Source organism: Flagellimonas spongiicola (genome assembly GCF_023502425.1).
GTDB lineage: Bacteria > Bacteroidota > Bacteroidia > Flavobacteriales > Flavobacteriaceae > Flagellimonas > Flagellimonas spongiicola.
This window is the reverse complement of the sequence record NZ_JAMFMA010000002.1, coordinates 162,113-184,400: the sequence shown is the minus strand read 5'-3', so window position 1 is coordinate 184,400 and position 22,288 is coordinate 162,113. Positions and strand designations below refer to the sequence as shown.

The window sequence follows — 22,288 nt, the reverse complement described above, 5'->3', positions numbered from 1 at the left end:
TGTTTTATTTTACGAAATGCTTTTTCTGGTATTCTGTTGGATTCATACCGGTTACCTTTTTAAAGGCTGCATAAAATGTTGAAGGGGTATTGAAACCAGCGGAATAGGCAAGTCCTTCTATCTTATTGTACCCCTTGTTTTCATTGGATAACTCCTGTACAACATCCTTAATGCGCATATAATTGATAAGTTCCGAAAATGACTTTTGATACTTTTCTTTTATAGCATTTGAGACTTGGTAGGATGGGCAGTCCAATTCCCTAGAAAATTGATCTAAGGTCAACGAAGGCCTTCTATATATTTTATCGGCGTCTATGGCATGGCATACTTTTTCAACGACTTTGGGATTAATGTTTACTTTTTTTCGAATAACTGGGAATAATATGGGGGTTTTTATGGCAAAAAACAGAAGGAGGTAGAAGGTGATGGATGCCAATGCCGCGCCTATGGTATAATAATATAGATGGTCTGTGTGGTATTGAAACAGGAAAATACCGCATAAGGCAGTTATGGAACCCAGCAGTAGCATGTTCCATTTCCCCAAGGCGTTTTTGTTTTCGTTATTCAACAAGTAGATTTTTGACCATACTATCACCACATAAGCTAAAAGTATGTAGTTCGTGTAGAAATACAGGTCTATGGCAAAATCCCTACCGAATACAAGTATAGCAGATGAACCCAAAATTGCTGGCAGAAAATGTAGGTAGTCATTGTATAACAGGTTTTGGATGCCTGTTTTATCAAAATATTTCAAGTAAAGCCATAGTAAAGGACCTATAGTGGCAAGACCTAAATAGCCTAAGGACATGCCTACCTCTGGCATTCCTAATGTATAGCAAAGAAATGATTTAGAACAACGCAATGATAACGCAATGAACAAGGCCGTAAGTAAATTCAATTTTAGTCGATGTTCCTTACGGATGTAATAGAAATAGGCGGCCACCAATATACTCCCAGGGATGGATGCGCCTGAGAAAAACGACAACATAATTAATGAGTTCATATCAAAACATCTCTTGAATTAGGAAAACAGGAGATAACAATTACGTTGTCTACCTACTTTCGGAAAATTAGTTGATGTAAAATCAACTAGTTATATAATAAAATGTTAAAACTTTAAAAAACTACTAATAGTGAACTCAAAAATGATTGAATCCTTGAAAGCAATTATCCGTAAAAATCTAAATATTGTCTGTTTGTGTGCAATTGTTCTAATGGTATTCCAAAATCTTCAAGCTCAAGAAGACCATGAAAAATATGGGCAGTATACCAAAACAATAGACAGCACCATTGATGCCCTTTATGCTGTCATCTCTGGTGAAAAGGGGGAAGCTAGGGATTGGGATCTCATGCGCTACATTTATCACCCAAACGCCATGTTGGTAGCTACTGGCAAAAACAGCCAGGGACAAGTTGGAGCACGGTACGTTACCCCGCAGACTTATGTGGAAAGGTCCGGTAAATGGCTTGTGGAAAATGGGTTTATTGAAGATGAACTGCATCGTGTGACCGAGGTTTTTGGGAACATTGCCCAGGTATTCAGTACCTATCAAAGTTTTAAAAGTAAATCAGATACAGAACCATTTATGCGTGGGATAAATGGAATCCAATTGTTGAATACCGGAGATCGTTGGCGTATTATCAATATTTTTTGGATGCAGGAATCAGAAGAATTTACAATACCTGAAAAATACCTACCAAAATCTTAGGGTCAATTGGAATTTTCAAAACTTTTATACAATCATTCAGGTCGTTTAAGGACGATATTCAAGCTTTTATCTTTTCTATTGCTCTTCCAACTTATTGGAATCTTATTGATAAGATTGATCGTCCCATTGTTTAAGGACAATGCATTTTACCTCTCATTTATGGTAAACGTACTGTCATGCATAGCTGTTTTGGTCGCTCTTTACATTTTCTCGAAATATTTGGATAGGAGTTCCATGGCTCGATATGGCTTATACCCTGGAACGCAGACATTGCTTTTGATCGTTCGTGGAGCCATGCTAGCTTCTGGGGTTGCAGTGTTACTGATAATGATGCAGTTTTCACAAGCGGTTATTGTATATAATCCCGGTAGCATCTATGAGAGTTATGGGCTGCTATCTGCATTTTTAGGTCAAGTTTTGCGTTACCTGTCCGGGGCAATATTTGAAGAAGTGTTAGCCACTGCTTTTTTGTTTGTTCTTGTGATTTATGGTATACCAAAAAAAATGAAGTTCCATAAGAATAAGGATTGGATTGCCATAGTGATTTCTGCAATTGTTTTTGGACTAATACATTCATCCAATGCAAATGCGACTTATTTGGGGATTATCAATTTGGTGCTATTCGGAGCCATTACCACCGTCAATTTTGCAAGAACAAGAAATTTGGCATTCGCCATAGGTTTTCACGCCTTATGGAATATTTCCCAGAATATATTGATTGGACTGCCCAATAGTGGAAAACCGCCCGAAGTTTGGATTTTTAAGACAATATTGAACTCAAGCGATTTGATTTCAGGAGGAGCTTTCGGATTAGAAGGAAGTCTGCTATGCACATTTCTTTTTCTATCACTATTGATTTATGAACTGAACAAATTCAAATTCAAAATTCAAAAGCTACAAAATGAAGCTTAACCCAATATCTCTTTATTATTTTTTGTTTTTCACTGGTCTGTTGATGGGACAGAATGAGGCTGAATCTGTTAAAATTACAGGTGAGCTGAATGCGGTTCAACAGGTGATTTACAATACTGAAAAATCATTTCAAAAAATGACTGCAGTTGACGGAATCGCGCAAGCTTTTTCGCATTATGCGGCTGAAGATGCTACGATTAATCGCAATAACAACCTGGTAAAAGGAAAATCAAATATTTTTTCATTCTATGATAACCAGGTCTATAAGCAAGCAAAAGTAGATTGGGAGCCGGAACAGATCGTGGTAAGCGATTCTAATGACTTAGCGTATAGTCACGGAAAATATCATTGGCAAATACCTGATCAAAATGGTGAATTACAAAGTTACCGAGGAATCTATCTGACCATTTGGAAAAAACAAGATGATGGATCATGGAAATATATGTGGGACTGATTTATAATTACTATTCGAATTATGGATTTAAAAGAAATTACCAAATACGGAGGAATACTAACAATTGTTCTTATAGGTTACTTCTTGACCACCAATCTGATAGGTGTTTCTGGCAATAGTGCCATTGGTTGGTTAACGTATATTTTTTACGCTTTCGTGATTTTTTATGGGCTTTCGCAATCTAGAGAAACCTTGGAGAGCTATCGGGAAAAGTTTTTGTTCGGTGTGCTGGTTAGTGCCATTGGCGCAATACTTAGTTCCATTTTTATGTTCATCTATCTAAAATTTGTAGACGATTTAATGATACGCACTGCCATAGCTAATGAAATCGGAAATTTAGATAGCAATAGCGCAACTTATGAGCAAACTGTTGAAGCACTTAAAACTGCAATTACTCCAGCCTTTTATCTGCTTTTCGGAATGATTTCAGGAACAGTTATTGGCAGTCTTTTATCACTTCTGATCCCACTGACAATAAAAAAAGGGAAAAAAGAATGAGTTTGGTCTATCTCCGAAAATTAGCACAATTAGGTTTTAGAAAATGCAGGAAATTAATTTTAATGGGTATGTTCTTTTCAGCGGGTTGTTTTGCACAAGAATCAAACAGGGTACTTAAGCAAATCAATTTATCGGGTACTGGTTATAAATTGGGTTTGCAGCATGGTACGCAATTAAAAGAAGAAATTGGGGCGCTGGTCATAGCCTGGAAAAAAAATACCAGCGATCAATTGGGCAAAGACGCAGATCAAGTAGTGGCAGAATTCTTTGATTATGCAAATTTCACGAACAGCATTAAACAATGGACGCCAGAACTATACGAGGAAATCATTGGGATAGCTGATGGTGCCGACCAAAATTTTCGAGATGTATTCGTTCTCAATTTGTTGGATGAATTCTGGGTATATGTGAATAATATTCACAACCATCACTGCAGTGGAATGGGGGTGCCAGCTATTGATGGAAATCCGGGATACCTTTCCCAAAACATGGACTTGGAGAATTATACGGATGGTTTTCAATTGTTGATGCGTTTGGAACGTTCCAAAAAGAGACCAGAACAACTTATTCTAACACAACCAGGGCTTATTGCACTTAATGGGTTAAATGAAAAAGGAATTGGGGTGTGCGTGAATACTTTGATTCAACTAAAGTCCAATGCTACCGGACTACCTGTTGCCTTTGTCATACGTAGAATCATCAACTCCAAAACCAAGATAGAAGCGTTGGATTTTATTAAAAAGGTGAACCATGCTTCGGGACAAAACTATATTGTAGGGATAAAAGATGAAGTTTTTGATTTTGAGGCATCTGCAAACAAAGTCGAACGCTTTATTCCTGAAAATAGCAATGGAGCTGTATACCACACCAATCATCCTTTGGTAAACAACGATTTAAAAGCTTGGTTTGAAGCGTATAGTCCAGAACTTCCACAGGGTGTAAAGTCTCTAAATACCGACAGTCATTACCGATTTAGAGCTCTTGAAAAAAGGATGAAGGTTAAGAAGGAAATTACCGATCATTCGCTAATTGCTGCGTTGCGATCTAGGGATCACAAAAACAACCCTGTTTGTAAAACCAATGTTAAAAATGGTCAAGGCTTTACGTTTGCATCCGTGGTAATGACTTTGTCAGAACCGCCAACACTTCAAATTGTATCGGGACCACCGGATGAGTCGGAATTTATGACGATTCAATTTACTGAAAATGAAAACTAGAAAATTGTAGGGTCAGAATCATTAAAACTAATAAAAGAATTCATGATTAATAAGAAGAATATTGTGCAGCTGCTTTTTGCTTTCGTTGTTTTATACAGTTACCAAGAAGTAACTGCCCAGACCAAGGTAAATGTGTTGGATAGCTATGAAAACGCGGAAACACCTGTGCTGTTTTACCCTGGGGCTATTTCGATAAACGGAATACAATGGAACAATGCTTTGAGTCAGAAAAATGAAATCATATTCTATTGTCAACAACTACCCACCCGTGCACGATTGGTGTATCAAGAATTCAATGGTAGAAGTTTTGATCCGCCTGAGACTATTCCGTTCGATACCATTTATAATTATTCTGATCCCTACCTTAATTCAAAAGGCGATCATATGATATTTATGGCCAATATCCCATATCGGATAAGTCAAGATAGTGTCACATCCAATTTTCAACTTTGGCAATCGCATCAGGTGAATAAAAAGTGGAGTAAGCCGGAAATTGTTTTCCCAACTGCGGGAAGTGTAGGTTACCCTTGGAGGGCTAATGACGGCACTTTGTTTTTTTCCATGATGCCGTTGGATGGTAGTGGCAAATCCAATATTTATTATGCGTCTTACAGCAATAAAAAATATGGCGCTCCTCGTGCACTACCTGATAATATCAATTCCAAAAATAGATTTGAAGGCGATGCTTATATTTCGCCAGATAAGAACTTTTTGATATTTGTGGGTTTTGATAGGTCAGATAGTCAAGGATACTCAGATTTGTACATCACTTTTAGAATAGGTGAAAATCAATGGACAGACCCTAAATCCTTGGGAAGCAATATCAATTCAGCAGGATATGATGGTAGCCCATATGTGACGGATGATGGTCGATTTTTGCTGTTTACCAGCAGTAGGAACAGTCCCGGAAATAGCAGCTTTTTTAATACCTACATTGTTCGGTTTGATAAAACAAATTATATAGATTGAACTAAATTAAATCAGTTTAACGCTTTCGATTTTTTAGTCTACAGATAGATTAGTTTACCCCCATTCTTTTTAGTGCATCCTTTAAATGGATTAAGATATTATTTTGATATTCTTTTTTATGTACTTTAATTTCTTTCTTAATTCCTTTTTCAAGTTGTAAAGTCATTTTTTTATCGATGGTTTCTCCCCTATTGATAACAATATGAATATTTTTTAGATGGGAGATGTCCAGCAATGGGTTTTTGTTAAGTATCAGAATACTAGCTATTTTTCCTTCGGAAATACTCCCATATTTGGATGTGATGCCCAAGGCTTTACAAGGATTTATAGTTGCTGCCCGTATAGCATTGAGGTTGGATATTCCTAATTCATTTACCATTAATTCCAATTCCATATGTAGACTACTTCCGGGGAGCAGACCTGGAACTCCTAAATCAGTTCCAGCTAAGAGAGTAGAGGGGTTCAATATTTTTTTTGAGAAGTTGTTGAATACAGTATACAAACTATCCCATTGCATAGGGGATTCCAAAGCCTTGATAGCATCAAATACTCTCCAGTTTTCATCCAATTCAGGACTCACAAATTCCGATGCTGCTGCCGGTAATGAATCTTTGATTCTAAAGTCTACTAGGCGAGTAGCTTTAGTTGCAATAAGAGTAGGTGTAAAAAATGGTGAGTTTCTTTTGAATGCCTGAATTATTGAATCTCTTTTGGATGGACTTGCCTTGAGAACCTGAAAGAATAATGCATGCTCAACTGAAAACAAGCCTGATTCTAAAGCGTGTACAATATCTAAGTTTGGTTCAATATGGCCTACCAGCCTCATTCCCTTTACTTTACACGCCTTTGTTATGGCAGATAAGGTTGCTTTATCTTTAACAGTTCTGACTTTTATAAAGCGAATCCCCTCTATGTATAGAGAATCAATGGCCTTGTTTATATCTACTTCAGAATCAATGGGAATTCTAGATTTCACAAATTCAGGCCCCATTAAGGTCTGGACAAGTTGATAAAAAGCTTTGGATTCCAAAATAGGGCCTGGCGAATATATTACTGGCCAATTGGAGCTGTTTTGCGTCTGCCATGTTTTGAGTTTATTCCAATCACCACCCATATCGCGAACACCCGTGACTCCATTGATTACGAACAAAGGAAATGAAGAGCTTCCAAGATTAGTGAGATGTACATGCATATCCCAAAGCCCTGGAATCATATATTTACCTCTTAGATTTATTCTTTTTCGGGCATTAACAAAAGGTTTAGAACCAATACTCTCTATGTACTCACCATTTAAAAGGATGTTTTGGTTTTCATTGATAGTACCAGATAGTACATCAATTATGTTTACACCTTCTAAGGAGACGGTTTGGGAATATGTGTTAATGCCTACTAGAATTATAAGAAATGATAATCTCATCGATTGTTTTGGGCAAATCTTATAAGAAATCCCGTGGTAGTTATCTGAAATCATGATTCCAGATATATTTTTTTGGAATCAACCCTTAAAATCTTTCTTGTATTGCATTGGTGTTTTTCCCGTAATTTTCTTAAACCAGAAGTAAAAGGAATCTTTGTTGTTAAACCCAGATTCGAAAGCTACACCAATGATTTTCATATTTCTGAGCTTCTCAGACTTTAAAATTGTCTTGGCATATGCAATACGATATCCATTTATGTATTCGGAATAGTTTTTTCTCCCTAACTGATTAATGACTTGGGAAAGTTCTTTTTTATTCACATCAAGATAAATTGCTAAACTTTTTAAGGATAGATCAGGATCTAAATAAATCATTTTACGCTCCATTTCTCGTTCCAGCATTTCGAAAACTGCGATTGCTTTAGACTTAGAGAGATTATTGGAACTATACTTTATTACTGTTGGTTTTGACAGATGTTTTGGGAAAAAGAAACCTAGGTACCCAAGTATCAAAACAGTTACCGTCAATAATAGCGCATAAACTGATTCCGTCATGAAATAGCCGGTCAATAAAGAAGCCCAAAAGATGATTTGGATTAAAACCAATGCGCTTATGATAATAGGTAAAGGGTTTTTTAAGCTAATAGGCTGTTTCCTTATCATTAGAAATGAAACTAAGGTGTAACATAATAAGTGAATTCCTTTGAACAATCCAATGGGTGATTTCCAATAATCTCTAGGACCTGTATTTTCATAATCAGCTACAAGTCGGTTAGGTACACTTTCCAAATAACTATGGAAGTAGATCAAAATCACTAAAATATAAAGTAGCGCAGGTACAAAATGTAATAGGGTTTTATTGCTGAATGTTTTTTTCTTATTGTGTCCAGTAGATTTAATGTGCAATAGTAAGATGGGACCTACAATTAAAGGGGAACTAGTAGTGAAAATAAAAAATGACGGAATGGATTTATAGTATTCTGATTCAGATAAATACTGACCTATTATCCAAAGGGTTGAAGACAGAATAAGTATTGAAAACCAAGGAAAACCATCCTTTTTTATTAATCCTTGAAGTAGTAACCCAAATCCTAAAATGAATCCTTGTATAATGCCTAAGATTAATAAGCTTTCGATTGTGCTGTAATTTGCGTTTAATAGCATTGCTGTATGCTAACGAAGGGATTTTGCATTAATCTAAGTTACATAAATTTTTAACCGATATCAGATAGTTAGAATCTCTTTAAGCCGTTAATATAACTGAAGATTTTTGACGTCATCAGCTATTTGATAATAAATCCCAAATGAATAAAGTTTAAAGAATAGTAGTATATTTTATGTATCTTTCGGCTAATTCAACCTTAGTATTGCGATTTTGGAACAATCCGCCAATCTTTCTAAAGATTTCGCAAAAGAGCTTATCGTTGCTAGAACAACAGTTGCTCAAGAGCAATTCGATTCCAATGTGGAATGGAGGTTGTTTTGTGATGGAAGTGAATCTGCATTCATCAAATTATACAATCATTATTTTGATTTGCTGTATAACCTGGGCAGACAATATTCTGGTGATGCAGAATTATTAAAAGATGCGCTTCAGGATGTTTTTGTCAATATTCGAAAAAAGCGAAGTAAACTGCACAAGGTGAAATTCGTAAAAGCGTATTTGATCAAGTGCTATCGGAATAAAATAATCACTGAACAGAAAAAGCAAAAACGAAAGTCCAGATATAAATCAAATTCTGGTGCGTTTGATTTTTATTTTGCACCCTCTCATGAAAGTGTACTGATAAATACACAATTCCGGCAAGGGCAAATTCAACAGATAAAGAAATCGTTGAATAAGCTTACAAGAAGACAGAGGGAAGCATTGTATTATTTCTATTACAATGGTCTGTCTTATGCCCAAATCAAGGAAGTTATGGGCTTTTCAAGTGTTAGGGCCGCACGTAATTTGATTTACAGGTCATTGTCGCAACTAAAGAAAAACTTTCAAGATCTAAATACCAATTCTTAAAATAAACGCTTTTTCTAGGTTTGATAATTTCCTATGTAAAATGCTCCTATTGCAATTTATCTACATGAATAGGTTTTAAAAAATATAGATTCATTTACTTTTCTTAAAAAAAACTAAATTTTTTTGATGTCATATGTAAAGTTCTGATGTCATAAATATAGCACAGGCTATATCTATGGAATATCAAGAATATGAATTAGAAGATTTTTTAGCTGATCCCGAGTTTCGGGATTGGGTGTTAAAACCAGACACCACTTCACATTTCTTTTGGAAAAAATGGTTGGCAGCCAATCCTTCAAAAAAGAATATGGTCTTAACTGCAAAGGAAATTATCCTTTCTCTTGAGTTTCACGCTCAGGATGATATTGAGCTAATATATCGTGAAGAGCTATTGCAATCCGTTTTAGGAGATCAATCCATCAATTTAAAGAGAAGAAAAGCTAATAGACGATCAGCTTGGTTAAATGCTGCGGCGAGCATTTTGCTGTTGTTGAGTTTTGCTGTTGGGAATCACTATGGTACCTCAACGAACTTAAAGTATACTTCCGTACCAGTAAAACAATTGGTAAAGGAAAACCTTAAGGGGCAAAAGTCAAGGATTAAATTACCTGATGGTTCTACGGTATATCTTAACTATAATAGTCGAATTTCATATGCTTCGAAATTTAAGAATAAACGCGAAATATATTTGGAAGGTGAGGCATTCTTTGAGGTAGCCAAAGATTCTACAAGGCCTTTTTTGGTTAACTCGTCTGGTTTAGTCACACGTGCCTTGGGGACTGCATTCAATGTAAAAGCCGAAAAAGGGAAAAAGGTAGAAGTTGGCCTTGTAGAGGGTAAAATATCCGTAGGGCCAAGTTTTGGTGAAAAACAAGCTGAGATAATAGATGATACTGGTGGTAAGGCAACTTACGATGCCACCAAGGGAGAAATTGAGATTTCAGCTTACGATGACATGGATTTCTATAAATGGACTAAACGTGTTTTGGTGTTTAAGGCCGCAAGTTTTGATGAAATTGTGGAAACACTTGAAAACTGGTATGATGTGGAAATAAAAGTCCACAATCTAAATAGACGCATTACCTACACGGGAGAGTTTCCGAGTGAGAGCTTGGAAAGCGTGTTGGAACGAATTGCATTTGTGGAACAATTTTCCTTTGAAATCGATGAGGACAATGAACGTGCAATTACTGTAAGATTTAAATGAGAACTACTAACACCAGAACCTATGAGAATAAAAAACTATCCATAAGATAATTGGGCCCCAAAGAAAGTAGTGCTTTCAGTGGAGGTGAATTTATCTTCAATAACTCAATTAAAGTAAGTCAACTAAACCGATGTTAACAACATGAAATTTAAATTATCTAAAACAATCGCTATGCTCTCTAGGATATTTATTTTACAACTAATATTCTGCTATTTCGCGATGGCAAACGAGGGTTATACGCAAAGTATGAAGGACATTTATCTTGAATGGAACTCAACGAGTGAAGTCAAGGTATTGGATGTCTTCGATGAAATCGAGAACCAATCGGCTTTCAAATTCAATTACGATGAGAAAGACGTGAAAGGAAAAACAAGATTCCTGATTGCTCAAGGACCACATTCTGTTTATGATCTATTGGAGCAAATAAGTACAGAAGCCTCTTTGAATTTTAGAAGGATAAACACAACTATCGCCGTTACTCCGAGACCTAAAAAAGAAGCACCTGTTGTCATTGAAAAGGACATAGTACAGCGAACAGTAACGGGAAATGTCTCAGATGCTAATGGTGGTCCGCTACCTGGAGTTAGCATTTTGGAACAAGGGACAACCAATGGTACCCAAACTGATTTTGATGGGAATTACTCCATCGAAGTGTCCGATGGGGCGGTTTTGGTATTCTCATACCTGGGTATGTTATCGCAGAACATTTCTGTTGGCTCTTCCAACGCAATCGATGTAGTAATGCAGGAAGACGCTAGCCAACTGGATGAGGTGGTTGTTACGGCCTTAGGTTTAGAGCGTTCAGAAAAATCACTTTCTTACGCCAACCAGCAGGTTAGCACAGAAGAATTGACTCAAGCTCGACCAGTTAATGTTTTGGAAGGTTTGAGCGGGAAAGTCGCAGGTTTGTCCGTTACACAATCGGCCGCTGGTGTAGGTGCCCCGACCAAAGTATTGCTTCGTGGTAACCGTTCCATTAATGGAAGTAGTCAACCTCTTTATGTGGTAGATGGGATTTTGTTAAATGGTGACATCAATAATATTAGTCCTGATGACATTCAAGAAATATCGGTCCTAAGAGGTGCAAATGCAGCAGCACTTTATGGAAGTAGAGCGGCCAACGGCGCAATTGTGATTACAACTAAATCAGGAAAAGGTGCTCCGGAAGGTGTTTCTACTTCTGTAAGTTTTACCGCAAACTTTGCTAGTGCCATTAACCTTTTGGAATTGCAAAATGAATATGGTCAAGGAGCTGGAGGTGTATATGGCGAACAAGCTACCACTTCTTGGGGACCAAGATTCGATGGCAGCCAGGTAGCACATTGGTCCAATAATCCTGAATATCCTCTATTTGGGCAGACCTATACGTATGAAGCTCAGCCTGACAATGTTGATGATTTTTTCCAAGTTGGACATAATTTAGCTACCAATATTGGTGTTAATATCAATAGTGAAAAATCCAATGTGTTTTTAGGGTATACCTATACTGATGCAGGAGGAATTGTACCAGGAAATGATTTGCAACGACACAGTATTTCCACACGTATCAATTCTAGAGTAACGGATAAATTAACGACAGATGTAAAATTGAATTATATCCGTGATGATTTTTCCAACCAATTGGCCACAGGTGAAGGTTTTGATAACCCGGTACGTTATTTGTATAAAACGCCACGTAACATCCGTACCGAGGATTTTGAAAACTTCAGTTTTGTAAATGCGGAGGGAAAAGTTCGTCAACACTATTTTTTGCCCCAGTTTAATGGTGGTGGTAACCCGTATTGGACAATTAACAATGTCTTGCGTCCAAGAATACAGGAACGTGTACTTGGTTTGTTATCCCTAAAATATCAAATAACGGACGACCTATATATATTAGGGCGTTCCGCATTGGATAGAGATAGCTATAGATCAGAGATTCTACGGTCAAATGATACCTATACGGTGGCACAATTTGGTAGTTATCGCAACGAACAACAGGTGATATCAGATTGGAATACCGACGTGCTTATAAACTTCAACAAGAATCTTTCCGAGGATTTTAGTATAGATTTGAATGCAGGTGCCAACCTTAGAAACTTCCGAAGAGATAGACTATGGGGAGAGGGATCTAATTTTTCTATTGAAAACCTCTTTGCACTTGGGAATACACAAGACCCCACGGCACGTGAAGAATTTGAAACATTTGAGACACAATCAGTTTATGCATTTGGGGAATTCTCCTATAAAAATGCAGTGTATCTGAATATAACGGCAAGGAATGATTGGAGCTCCACACTTCCAGAAGATAATCGTTCATATTTCTATCCATCTGTTGGTTTAACTGCAGTGGTAACTGATTTGTTTGATGCTGATTTTGGTCCAATGAGCTTCTTGAAATTGAGAAGTAACTGGGCAGAAGTGGGTAACGATACTGATGCCTTTTCATTATTCCGACAAGCAAATATTATTGCTGGAACGGGTGAATTAGATGAAGTATTGCCGAATCCAAATCTACGTCCTGAAACAACGCGGTCTTTAGAACTTGGATTTGATTCTCGTTGGATGGAAAATCGTTTACGATTTGACTTTACTTGGTTCAAGACCAATACTTTTGATCAGATATTTGCAACACCAACACCTGTCGCATCTGGAATCGCCAGTCGTTTCCAGAACGGAGCAGATATTCAGAATAAAGGTGTTGAGATTATATTGGGTGCAACGATTATCGACAATCCAGATTTTACATGGGACTTGGATGTGAATTTTGGAACCAACGAAAGCGAGGTTTTGGCGATTGCCGAAGGTTTTGACCGCTTGACGACCAATAGCGACTTTATTAGAGACTATGTTTTACAAGTTGGCGGAGAATTTGGAGATATCTACTCCCGTGGTTTTCAAAGAGATGATCAAGGCAGGGTACTTATTGACGACTTGGGCTTGCCCTTGATCACACCAGGAAGAAGCGACGTGTTAGTCGCAAATTTCAACCCTGATTGGTTGGGTGGTGTTCGAAATTCTTTCCGTTACAAAAATTTCAACTTCAGCGCATTGATAGATATTCGTCAAGGAGGTACTGCGACCAATTTCACTGATGCTATTTTAGCTCGTGATGGGGTATTGGAATCAACCCTTCAAGGAAGAGAAGGTGGGTTGATAATTGGTGAGAACTTTTTGGCAGGTGAGACAGCGATTGTTCAATCAAGTGGAGCAGCAAACAATATCTCAGTTACCGCTGAAGACTACTGGAACCGTGTTGGAGGTAGAAATACACCTGTAGGTGAGGCTTTTGTTACTGACCTGTCCAACGTTAGACTAAGAGAATTGGTGATTGGCTACTCTGTACCCCAGAGTGTGTTGTCCAAGACTTTTATAAAGACAGCAAATGTTTCGTTCGTGGGAAGAAATCTTTTCTTTATCTCAAATAAAGCGGAAAGTTTTGACCCAGATTTGCTTGCTAGTACAGCAAACAATGCAGAAGGTACGTCTGCTTTTCCTTTACCAACGACAAGACAACTTGGTTTATCAATTAACTTTGGATTCTAAAAAAACTGTAATTTAAAAGAAAAAACATGAGAAGAATTATCAAAAAATTATTTATGGGCATGATGCTGGCAGGATTTCTGCTGGGATGCACAGATGACTTTACAGAAACAAATACTGATCCAAAAGTTCTGACAACTGATGGTGTGACCCCTGCAGATTATCCGCTATTTGTAAAAAGGGCCTTATATACACCAAATTTTATGCCTTTTGATGCGGCAAGGGGACCTTTCCAATTATGGCAATCCTTGTTTTCAGATGTATATGCCAATTATTTTGCAACAACAGCACCTAACTTTGATAGTGATCAATTCATATTAGTTGGTGGTTGGCTCAATGGCGCATATCGCTATTTTTACAGTAGATCTGCACCTCAGATAAAATACGTTGAGGATACTGCTGAAGAGTTGGGCTTTGAGTTGGAGAATGCGATGATGAAGGTATGGAGAGTATATGCATACCATAGAGTTACAGATTATTGGGGGCCGATTCCTTATTCCAATTTTGGAAATTTGGAAAATACGGTTTCATATGACTCTCAAGAAGCCATTTATAATGACTTTTTTACCACACTGGCCGAAGCGACAACTGTTTTGCAGGCCAATGCAGGAACAACTTCCTTTTTAGGAGCAAATGATGTCCTTTTTGGTGGTGATGCGAGCAAGTGGCTAACATTTGCAAATACGTTACGTCTTCGTTTGGCCATGCGAGTTAAGTATGTAGCTCCAGGCTTGGCGCAATCCAATGCGGAAGCCGCAATTGCTGGTGGTGTGATGATGTCCAATGATGACAATGCATTAATCCAAACAGATTTAAATTTCACAAATAGTTATACCACAATTACGCAATGGGGCGAATTCCGTATGAGTGCTGATATGGAAAGCATCCTTAAAGGATACGAAGATCCTAGGGTTGCAACTTATTATGCTCCCGCTGCTTCTCCAGATGCAGCAGATGACCCTGTAGGGGTAGAATTTCCATACGAGGGAATGCGAAATGGCCAGACTGCATCAGCAAAGGCAACAACGCCTTTCAATGATTTAGCGTCAAACATGGCAGGTCCATACACTGCTGGGGGGGATCCAGGACCAACTGTAATTGTTATGGCTGCATCAGAGGCATACTTCCTTAGGGCTGAAGCCGCACTTGAAGGATGGGCTGCAGGAGGTACATCTGAAGATCTTTACAATCAAGGAATCACTCAATCACATTTGCAACATGGTTATGATGGTACCAATCTTTCCGGAAATGATTATGTAACGAGTGCATTGATTCCTGCAGCTGTTGATGGAGCTAATCCTGCTGTTTCGTCCGTTCCTGTAGCCTATAATGCTGCCGGCACCTCTGAGGAACAATTGGAACAAATTATCACACAAAAATGGATTGCCTTATGGCCAGATAGTGCTGAAGCCTATGCTGAGCGTAGAAGAACTGGCTATCCAACACTCTTTAATAGATTAAATTCGCTTAACCCGGATATTGCAGTAGATGAGATTCCAAGAAGGATGACCTATACTGCCACGGAATATGCCGACAATACAGATGCTGTTAATGAAGCGGTATCTTCTTTGTTAGGCGGCCCCGATCTTGGTACCACTAGACTATGGTGGGACGCTAAAAATTAGTTTTGAGTTAGGTTTAAGTTCCGAAAATACCAATGCTGTTTATAGCATTGGTATTTTTTTCTATCATTGTTTGTTCCTAGGGTCACATTCACCTGGGGTGTCTTAATATAACCTAATCTTTAGATATGCATTTTTTTCGCTTAAAGTTTTTTTTGTCGGGCCTATTCTTGCTTTCCGTGCTTTCTTGTTCTAACCCTGGAAACGATACCATGTTTACACTAATGCCAGCAAATAAGACAGGAGTCAAATTTGTGAACAAGCTGTTGGAAACAGAAGAATTTAATGTCCTCGAATATAGCTACATGTACAATGGAGGAGGCGTCGCAATTGGAGATTTAAATAATGATGGTCTTTTGGACATCTATTTTACTGGAAATATGGTTGGTAGCCATCTATACCTTAATAAGGGGGATTTCGTATTTGAGGAAATTGCAAAAGAAGCAGGTGTGTTCGCAGATGGATTTTGGAATACAGGAACCACAATGGCTGATGTCAATGCAGATGGCTTATTGGATATTTACGTATGTCGATCAGCAGCGAAAAGTCCCCATAAACGTCACAATCTGCTATTTATAAATAATGGCGACCTTACATTTACAGAGAGTGCCGAAGCATTCGGTTTGGATGATACAGGGTATACGACGCAAGCGTCCTTTTTTGATTATGATAACGATGGAGATTTGGATTTATATCTTCTTAATCATTCAACCCAGGAATATGCAGGCTTTGATCGAATAACATACAAGCTCAAAAATCGAAAAAACGAGGCATATTCGGATAAACTTTACAAAAATGAGAATGGTTGGTTTTATGATGCCAGTGGCGAAGCAGGTTTGGTATCCAACGTTCTCGGCTTTGGCTTAGGTGTATCAGTTTCTGATGTAAACAACGATGGTTGGTTGGATATTTATGTTTCCAATGACTATAATGAACAAGATTACCTCTATCTCAACAATCAAGATGGAACATTCTCCGAAAGTTTGGAGGATTATGTAGGTCATACATCCTTGTTCTCAATGGGCAGCGATATTGCCGATATCAATAATGATGGGTTTACGGACATTATGACCTTGGACATGCTCCCAGAGGATAATTACCGCCAAAAAATGGTTTCAGGCCCAGATAATTTTGAAAAGCATAGTCTGCTGGAAAAGTCGGGATTTTATAATCAGACCATGCGCAATATGATGCACTTAAATAACCACGGAAATTCCTTTTCGGAAATAGGGCAATATTCAGGAATATCAAATACGGATTGGAGTTGGGCGTCTCTTATTGCTGATTATGACAATGACGGCCATAAAGATGTGTATGTCACCAACGGTTACAAACGTGATTATACCAATATGGATTTCATCAATTATGCTGTACAGGAAAAATTGAATGAAAATAGAACAGGACAAAAAACAGCTATCACTGAGTTACTTACCAATATGCCTTCGGCAGTTGTGGAGAATTACATGTTCCACAATAATGGCGATCTAACTTTCACTAAGAAAAACTTGGATTGGGGGTTGAATCAAAAGTCATTGTCAAATGGTGCCGCCTATGGCGATTTGGATAATGATGGCGATTTGGATCTTGTGGTAAACAATATCGATGAAAAAGCCTTTATCTACAGAAACAATAGCGAGCTTCACCTCAATAACAATCATCTCAAAGTCAAATTGATTGGCAATAAATGGAATAAGTTTGGTGTAGGTGCCAAGGTGGTTTTGGAACAAAATGGAAAATCCATGGTACAGGAAATGATACCTAGTCGTGGATACCAATCTTCCATGCCTTACAATTTGATTTTTGGTTTAGGCACAGATTCTATTGTTGAGCGTGTTATCGTGAATTGGCCAGATGGTAAGATTCAGGAGCTGAAAAATAGTAAGGCCAATACAACACTAGAGTTCTATCAAGTCGAAGCGGTTACCATCCTTGAAAGTACCATCAGCGAAGAAGCAAAAGGTTTGTTTTCCGCCACGGAACCAGGTAAAATGGCTTTTGAGCATAAGGAAAATGAATACAACGATTTTAAACGAGAGCGTTTGTTGCCGCATCAATTATCAACCCAAGGTCCTAGAATTGCATACGGGGACGTTAACGGAGATGGTCTTGACGATGCATTTATTGGAGGGGCGAAGGGAAGTTCCGGTGAGTTGTTGGTGCAAGACAAGACTGGAAATTTTGTAGCGCAGAACAACGGGTTTCTTAACCAAGATATAGATTCAGAAGACATAGGGGCCCGCTTTTTTGATGCCGATGGTGATAGGGACTTGGACTTGTATGTGGTGAGTGGGGGTAATGCTTTTGAACCAGACGACCCAGCACTGCAAGACAGACTTTATCTTAATAATGGACGTGGTCAATTTAGGAAAAGTACAAGTAGCTTACCCCAAATGCTTACTAGTGGGTCATGTGTCAAATCTGGCGATATTGATAATGACGGCGATATGGATTTATTTGTAGGTGGGCGATTATCTCCTGGCGCTTATCCTACTGCACCACGTAGTTATGTATTGCTCAACGACGGTAATGGAAAATTTGAAGACCGTACTAAAGAAATCCACCCAGATTTGGAATACCCAGGAATGGTGACTGATGCCTTGTGGACAGACTACAACGCAGATGAACAACTGGATTTGATTCTCGTTGGTGAATGGATGCCAATACGGTTCTTTTCAGGGAATGGAAACAAATTAGAAGAAGTGACCAATAGTACTGGTGTAACCAATAGTGAAGGGTTTTGGAATACAATTGCAGAAGATGACTTAGATGGTGATGGCGATATGGATTATGTACTCGGAAATTTTGGGTTGAACTCCCAACTTAAAGCATCACCTGAAGAACCTGCCACGCTTTATGTTAAGGATTTTGATGACAATGGATCTATAGATCCCATTCTGTGCTCCTACATCATGGGCGAAGAGTTTCCTGTTTTTTCAAAGGATGACTTGGTAGAACAATTAAATGGTTTGAAATCCAAATACGTCAACTATGAGGATTATGCCAATGAAAAGATCACAGATATATTCTCACCTCAGGATTTGGAGTCCAGTTCGGTGATGCAGGTCAAAAATTTTCAGAGTAGTTATTTGGAAAATTTGGGCAGTGACCAATTTCAATTTACAGCATTGCCAAAAGAAGCTCAATTGGCTCCGGTATATGGAATTTTAATCGAAGACTTTAATAATGACGGAAACCTGGACCTATTGTTAGGGGGCAATTTCTTTGGTACTCGTGTGAAGTATGGAAGATACGATGCGAACAAAGGAACCTTATTATTGGGGGATGGCAAAGGTAATTTCGAAAATGCGAATCCAGTTGAATACGGACTGAATGTTGAAGGCGAGGTTCGGGATATAGCACTATTGGAATTGGCCAATGATTCCAAGCTGTTAGTGTTTGTAAAAAACAACGCACCGCTTGAAACCCTGCTTTGGGCAAACTAATCTATAGACACAACCAACTAAAACCAATAGGATATGAGAACACTATTCAGAAAACCAACTGATAAGTCTAGCACTAGATTGTATGGAACGCTGATGCTATTGTTTTTGATACCGTGTTGGTTACTTTCCCAATCAGCAACAATTACTGAGGAAATACGTCAATTGGATACCTATGGATTTGATTCGCCGAACCCTGTTCCAATACTAAATGAGAACCCTAAGATATTTCCATACTTCAAATATGAGGGCTATTCCCATACTGCACAAAAAAAAGGATGGAAGGTTGTAAAACTTGAAAATGAATTCATAGAAGTATATGTCTTGCCAGAAGTTGGAGGAAAGGTCTGGGGAGCAATAGAGAAAAGTACAGGAAATGAGTTTTTGTATCGCAATGAGGTAGTGAAATTTAGAAATATTGCCATGCGAGGCCCTTGGACCTCTGGAGGAATCGAATTCAATTTTGGGATTATTGGACATCACCCATCAACCGCTACACCCGTTGATTACAGTACTAGGAAGAATGATGATGGAAGTGTAAGCTGTGTAGTAGGAAACCTTGATTTGCCTTCAAGAACATATTGGCAGGTAGAAATCAAGTTGGAAGGGGACAAGGCCTATTTTGAAACCAATGCCTCTTGGTATAACGGAACACCTTTAAATCAGTCGTACTACAATTGGATGACTGGTGCGGCACCAACTGCTGATGATTTGGAGTTCTTTATTCCTGGGAATGGCTTTTTGGAACATGATGGAACATGGCGTAAATGGCCTATTGATGACAAAGGCAGGAATTTGGCGATGTACCGCAATAACAATTTTGGGCCTGCTAAATCCTATCATATTGTTGGGGATTATCAAAATTATTTTGGAGGATACTACCATGATCGAAAAGTTGGATTTGGACACCTTTCTTCATATGAAGAAATGCCTGGACAAAAATTGTGGTTATGGGCGTTGTCAAGAGCAGGGGGTATATGGGAAGACCTATTGACAGACACAGACGGGCAGTACATAGAATTTCAAGCAGGCCGTTTGCTCAATCAGTATTTTCCAGGGGCGGAAAACCCAGTTTCCCAAGCAAATTTTGACCCATACATGATGGATTCTTGGAACGAAATATGGTTTCCAATAAAGGAAATTGGAGGTATGGAAGCCGTATCTGAATATGGGGTGCTTAACGTTGAACGAAATGGAGCTAGCGCCACACTGGGTATCAATGCGCTTCAGGCTTTTGACCAGCCATTACAAATTTTTGTCAATGGAGAACAAGTATTTTTCCAAGAAAATTTACAAATGAATCCAATGCAAGTGTTTGAGCAATCCGTTGATTGCAAGGATGATGACACATTGGCTATTTATTTAGGGGCGGACAAATTAGTCTATACTTCAGAAAAGAAGACCATTCTTAAAAAAGATTTCAAATACAATCCAAAGGTAGCTGCTTCAAAGATTGAGAAATTGTATCACGAGGCGTCTGAAGCAATGAAATACCGAGAATATGCCTTGGCAGAAGAAAAACTTCAAGAGTTATTCAAATTAGATGCTTTTCATGCTAGAGCCCATACACTTATGGCGGAAGCTGAATATAGAAAAACCAGATATTCAAATGCATTGGGGCATACAGCTAAGGCACTGCAATTGGATATTTATGATCCCAAGGCCAATTATCTATCAGGACTTGCCTATTGGGCTCAAAATGACGCTGTAAATGCGCTGGAAGCACTTGGTTGGGCAGCAAGATCCATTCAATTTAGATCAGCAGCATACGCCGTCATGGCGGAAATTTACATGCATGGGAAAAATCTGGAAAAGGCCGTGGAATACGCTGAGAAATCATTGGCATTCAACACCTACAATCTTAACGCAAGACAAGTGTTGCTGGTAGCAAGTAGAATTTCGCAAAACGTAGATGAAATCCGAAATCAGCTTAGACGTATTGCTGAAATAAGTCCGATAAACCATTTTGCTAACTTGGAAGCCCTAAAATTAGAAGGTAAGTCAACCTCCCAAATCCTTCAAAATGTTCAGAATGAATTTGGAAATGAGACCATTTTGGAGTTGGCCATAACATACCTGAATTTGGGACAAGAGCAAATGGCAGAAGAGCTTTTAGCTTTAAACACTGACGATAGTAAATCTAAACTACTGTTAGCTTATATAATGGCTAACACCAATTCTTCAAAAAGTGAAGTATTGTTACAGGAAGTGGCAGCGGCTTCACCTGATTTTGTCTTTCCGTATCGTCGTGAAATGGTTCCTGCAATGGAGTGGGCAGTCAATAGCAATACTAATTGGAGGTTCAAGTACTTTCTAGCGCAAAACTATATGGCGGTGGGACTGAAAGACAAGGCCCTAAAATTGCTTGTAGCATGCGGAATGGAGTCAGACAATGATGCTTTTTACAAGTTTAGGGCAGAATCGACTACCATGGCCAGTTATGATGCTAAGTTGGAGGATTATCAAAAAGCAGTGTCCCTAAATACCGGATATTGGAAAAACTGGGACGATTTAATGCGCTTTTACTTATCCCATTATAAAATGGCGGAAGCTGTGGTTTTAGGTAAAAAAGCGACCCGAAAATTTCCGGACAACTACAATTTGGGATTGAGTTATGCAAAAGCTTTAGTTGGGAATAGATCCTATTCAAAAGCGATAAATGTATTGGCCGAATTGAACATTCTTCCTTTTGAACATGCATCTGAAAGCAAGAGAATTTATGATCAAGCTCATGTGTTTTTAGCCAAAGAGTTAATGGGTAAAAACCAATTTAGCAAGGCAAATACACTTTTAGAAACTTCAAAAGCATGGACGGAGAATTTAGGAGTAGGGGCACCATACAACCCTGATACCAGGATGCCTGATTATTTGCTTGGAATCAATAACCAAAAACTGGGAAACAACCAGGAGGCGCAAAACTATTTCAAGAAGGTTGTGGATTATGATGCTGCCGGCACGATCAATTTGAATACCATATTTACCTTATTGTCTTTGGATAAGTTGGGCGCTACGGCGAAAAAGGAAGCACTTTTGGATAAAATTGAAGCGGCTACTTCAACTAACACCAATGCTCAAAACGTATTGGCAATGTATCAAAAAGATTTTCAGACAGCGCAAAGCCTGGTGGATGCAAAGAAACTGGATCAAAGACGGCTCGAAATCATCAAATATGCCATAAATAATTAGTAGATACCTTTCTAATATATCGGCGTTACGAAATAATTACGAAAACCTTTTCGAAAACTTTTCGTAAAATGGATTGATTTTTAAGAAGCTGTAAATCAGAAGTATACAATTGTCATAACCA

Annotated in this window: 15 protein-coding genes; 12 read left to right on the top strand and 3 right to left on the bottom strand. The window is 38.3% G+C overall.

The genetic code is table 11. The features are described from left to right. Window positions 1–4: 4 nt before the first annotated feature. On the bottom strand, window positions 5–1,003 hold the full coding sequence (locus M3P19_RS07095) for a helix-turn-helix domain-containing protein (protein ID WP_249656958.1): 999 nt from the start codon (window positions 1,001–1,003) through the stop codon (window positions 5–7). Between the two features lie 130 nt (window positions 1,004–1,133). On the opposite strand from M3P19_RS07095, the gene M3P19_RS07090 reads away from it, so the two are divergent. The 6 genes from M3P19_RS07090 to M3P19_RS07065 all read left to right on the top strand — a co-directional run bounded on the left by M3P19_RS07090 (window position 1,134) and on the right by M3P19_RS07065 (window position 5,759). Further along, entirely contained in the window at window positions 1,134–1,709 is a 576-nt protein-coding gene (locus M3P19_RS07090) for a hypothetical protein (RefSeq protein WP_249656957.1), read from the top strand. 105 nt (window positions 1,710–1,814) lie between these two features. Then, complete coding sequence (locus tag M3P19_RS07085) at window positions 1,815–2,621, top strand: CPBP family intramembrane glutamic endopeptidase (RefSeq protein ID WP_249656956.1); 807 nt, start codon at window positions 1,815–1,817, stop codon at window positions 2,619–2,621. After that, complete coding sequence (locus tag M3P19_RS07080; protein ID WP_249656955.1) at window positions 2,611–3,075, top strand: YybH family protein; 465 nt, start codon at window positions 2,611–2,613, stop codon at window positions 3,073–3,075. The genes M3P19_RS07085 and M3P19_RS07080 overlap by 11 nt, the downstream gene beginning before the upstream one ends. Before the next feature lie 21 nt (window positions 3,076–3,096). Next, on the top strand, window positions 3,097–3,573 hold the full coding sequence (locus tag M3P19_RS07075) for a DUF4199 domain-containing protein (protein WP_249656954.1): 477 nt from the start codon (window positions 3,097–3,099) through the stop codon (window positions 3,571–3,573). Beyond that, the gene (locus M3P19_RS07070; RefSeq protein WP_249656953.1) at window positions 3,570–4,790 is read left to right on the top strand and encodes a C45 family autoproteolytic acyltransferase/hydolase; all 1,221 of its coding nucleotides are present in this window, start codon (window positions 3,570–3,572) and stop codon (window positions 4,788–4,790) included. Before M3P19_RS07075 ends, M3P19_RS07070 begins: the two co-directional genes overlap by 4 nt. A 42-nt stretch (window positions 4,791–4,832) precedes the next feature. Further along, the gene (locus M3P19_RS07065) at window positions 4,833–5,759 is read left to right on the top strand and encodes a TolB-like translocation protein (RefSeq protein ID WP_249656952.1); all 927 of its coding nucleotides are present in this window, start codon (window positions 4,833–4,835) and stop codon (window positions 5,757–5,759) included. A 49-nt stretch (window positions 5,760–5,808) separates the two neighbouring features. Here M3P19_RS07065 and M3P19_RS07060 read toward each other — a convergent pair whose 3' ends face one another. Together M3P19_RS07060 and M3P19_RS07055 are read right to left on the bottom strand one after the other, a co-directional pair. Beyond that, window positions 5,809–7,176: an amidohydrolase family protein gene (locus M3P19_RS07060; RefSeq protein WP_249656951.1), complete on the bottom strand. Its 1,368-nt coding sequence runs from the start codon at window positions 7,174–7,176 to the stop codon at window positions 5,809–5,811. 78 nt (window positions 7,177–7,254) lie between these two features. Beyond that, complete coding sequence (locus M3P19_RS07055; protein WP_249656950.1) at window positions 7,255–7,992, bottom strand: helix-turn-helix domain-containing protein; 738 nt, start codon at window positions 7,990–7,992, stop codon at window positions 7,255–7,257. Between the two features lie 559 nt (window positions 7,993–8,551). Between M3P19_RS07055 and M3P19_RS07050 the strand changes: the two genes are divergently transcribed. From M3P19_RS07050 to M3P19_RS07025, 6 genes are all read left to right on the top strand, one after another. Further along, on the top strand, window positions 8,552–9,190 hold the full coding sequence (locus M3P19_RS07050; RefSeq protein WP_249656949.1) for an RNA polymerase sigma factor: 639 nt from the start codon (window positions 8,552–8,554) through the stop codon (window positions 9,188–9,190). Between the two features lie 175 nt (window positions 9,191–9,365). Then, window positions 9,366–10,397 (top strand): FecR family protein, encoded by a 1,032-nt coding sequence (locus tag M3P19_RS07045; protein ID WP_249656948.1) that lies wholly within the window; start codon window positions 9,366–9,368, stop codon window positions 10,395–10,397. Between the two features lie 246 nt (window positions 10,398–10,643). Then, on the top strand, window positions 10,644–13,922 hold the full coding sequence (locus M3P19_RS07040; RefSeq protein WP_249656947.1) for a SusC/RagA family TonB-linked outer membrane protein: 3,279 nt from the start codon (window positions 10,644–10,646) through the stop codon (window positions 13,920–13,922). Between the two features lie 26 nt (window positions 13,923–13,948). Continuing rightward, the gene (locus M3P19_RS07035; protein ID WP_249656946.1) at window positions 13,949–15,544 is read left to right on the top strand and encodes a SusD/RagB family nutrient-binding outer membrane lipoprotein; all 1,596 of its coding nucleotides are present in this window, start codon (window positions 13,949–13,951) and stop codon (window positions 15,542–15,544) included. Window positions 15,545–15,753: 209 nt separating this feature from the next. Further along, window positions 15,754–18,984, top strand: a complete 3,231-nt coding sequence (locus tag M3P19_RS07030; protein ID WP_249656945.1) for a VCBS repeat-containing protein — start codon at window positions 15,754–15,756, stop codon at window positions 18,982–18,984. Window positions 18,985–19,017: 33 nt separating this feature from the next. Continuing rightward, complete coding sequence (locus tag M3P19_RS07025) at window positions 19,018–22,167, top strand: DUF5107 domain-containing protein (protein WP_249656944.1); 3,150 nt, start codon at window positions 19,018–19,020, stop codon at window positions 22,165–22,167. The last annotated feature ends 121 nt before the right edge of the window (window positions 22,168–22,288 follow it).

Bases quoted from the DNA above. Each gene is read 5' to 3' on its own strand.
- M3P19_RS07095 (WP_249656958.1), bottom strand. From the start codon at position 1,003: ATGAACTCATTAATTATGTTGTCGTTTTTCTCAGGCGCATCCATCCCT.
- M3P19_RS07080 (WP_249656955.1), top strand. From the start codon at position 2,611: ATGAAGCTTAACCCAATATCTCTTTATTATTTTTTGTTTTTCACTGGT.
- M3P19_RS07075 (WP_249656954.1), top strand. From the start codon at position 3,097: ATGGATTTAAAAGAAATTACCAAATACGGAGGAATACTAACAATTGTT.
- M3P19_RS07070 (WP_249656953.1), top strand. From the start codon at position 3,570: ATGAGTTTGGTCTATCTCCGAAAATTAGCACAATTAGGTTTTAGAAAA.
- M3P19_RS07065 (WP_249656952.1), top strand. From the start codon at position 4,833: ATGATTAATAAGAAGAATATTGTGCAGCTGCTTTTTGCTTTCGTTGTT.
- M3P19_RS07060 (WP_249656951.1), bottom strand. From the start codon at position 7,176: ATGAGATTATCATTTCTTATAATTCTAGTAGGCATTAACACATATTCC.
- M3P19_RS07045 (WP_249656948.1), top strand. From the start codon at position 9,366: ATGGAATATCAAGAATATGAATTAGAAGATTTTTTAGCTGATCCCGAG.
- M3P19_RS07040 (WP_249656947.1), top strand. From the start codon at position 10,644: ATGAAGGACATTTATCTTGAATGGAACTCAACGAGTGAAGTCAAGGTA.
- M3P19_RS07035 (WP_249656946.1), top strand. From the start codon at position 13,949: ATGAGAAGAATTATCAAAAAATTATTTATGGGCATGATGCTGGCAGGA.
- M3P19_RS07030 (WP_249656945.1), top strand. From the start codon at position 15,754: ATGTTTACACTAATGCCAGCAAATAAGACAGGAGTCAAATTTGTGAAC.
- M3P19_RS07025 (WP_249656944.1), top strand. From the start codon at position 19,018: ATGAGAACACTATTCAGAAAACCAACTGATAAGTCTAGCACTAGATTG.